Source organism: Ensifer sp. GW823-FHT05D09 (assembly GCF_058795755.1).
On the sequence record NZ_JBXAIA010000026.1, the window covers coordinates 1 to 1,495 of the forward strand.

Consider the following 1,495-nt stretch of genomic DNA (forward strand, 5'->3'; position numbering starts at 1 on the left):
CGACAGTACCGGCCTCGTCAACGTGCCGGGAGACTTCCGCGAACTGCAGGGATCGTTGTGGGCGCACGACCACCGTTTCTTCTTCACGGCGGAAAACGTCTATAAGGGCAATCTGGGTGCGATCAACTATTACAGCGGCCCTGACCGCGGCAACGAAGAGCTTGCGGACGGCGTCAATCTGCGGCTGCCCAGCGGCAAGCTTCTCGGTTGGGGCAACATCGACTTCGACGTCAACCTGGTCTTTTCCGATTGTGTATGCGACGCGTCGGGGCAGCTCTTCTTCGATATTTTCGATACGGACGGAATGGTCGGCGACGTGCCGCTGGTCAATTTCGGCTATGCGCCATTCTTCGAAGTCTTGCCGCGAAAGTATCGCTTCCGCGTCCTCAACGCCTGCATGTCGCGCTTCCTGAAGCTCGCGCTGGCGGATGCCAAGGGCAATCCCGTGCCGATCAAGTTCATCGCCAATGACGGGAACCTTGTTGTCACACCCCTGACCCTGACCTCCCTCCCCGTCCAAGGCATGGGAGAGCGGTACGATATCGTCGTCGACTTTTCCGGTTTCCGGGTGGGCGACCGGATACGGGTCGTCAATCAGGTCCGCCATGACGATGGGCGTGGGCCCAAGGAAGAACTCAGCCTGGTCAAGGCGATCAAGGGCGACACCAAGGACCCGGTCGTCGGGCCGATGCTTGAGTTCCGGGTGGTTGGTGCCGTCGAAAGCGTTGATGTGCCCGGCGTCATCCACCGTGCCACCGACCCGGACGTCAGCCGCGTTCCGCTGCAACTGACCGAACAGATACCGATCGTAACGCCAGTACGCACCCGGGTCGTCGAGTTCGGCAGATCAGGAGAAGGCGATTCCCGTGGGCCTGACGGGTGCGTTCCCGATTGCGGTGAATACGTCAATTTCCCCTGGACCATTCGTATCAATGGCGAAACGTCGCATTCCATGAATGCCAACCGAATTTCCCTGCTGGTCCCGAAGGCCGGCGAGGTCGAGCATTGGACCTATCGGAACGGCGGCGGCGGCTGGGATCACCCGATCCACCTCCACTTCGAGGAGGGCGTCACCATTTCGCGCAAAGGGCTAAAGCTCGAAGCGACCGAGGCTTTCCAGCGGAAGGACGTCTGGCGGTTGGGTGAAAACGGCAGCGTCACCTTCCAGGTACAGTTTGGTGAGTTCGGAGGGTCCTACGTCAACCATTGTCACAACACCATTCATGAGGACTTCGCCATGCTGGCGCGACTTCAGTTGCTGACCGGAGTGGCCGGCTCGCCGCAAACTGCCGTGACCCCGACCCCTAATCCCACCCCGGACGGCGTTGTTTTCACGACCCCGGAGATCATGCCGGAAGGTGCGCCCAAGGGTTGGAGAGACAGTCAGCCGGTTCAGGCAGCGCAGCTCTCAGGCATGGTCACGCCGTAGAGGGTTGGCCGCGCCGGCCAACCAGAGAGACGTTTATCCTCGTTGCATCAGCCTGGCGCGCGTGCA

The 1,495-nt window shown here is 60.9% G+C and carries 1 protein-coding gene; it reads left to right on the forward strand.

The genetic code is table 11. The annotated features are described in order from the left end of the window. Positions 1–1,429, forward strand: a 1,429-nt coding sequence (locus AC1Q80_RS30745; RefSeq protein WP_492362928.1) for a multicopper oxidase family protein, incomplete at its 5' end; no start/stop codon positions are given. Between the last annotated feature and the right edge of the window lie 66 nt (positions 1,430–1,495).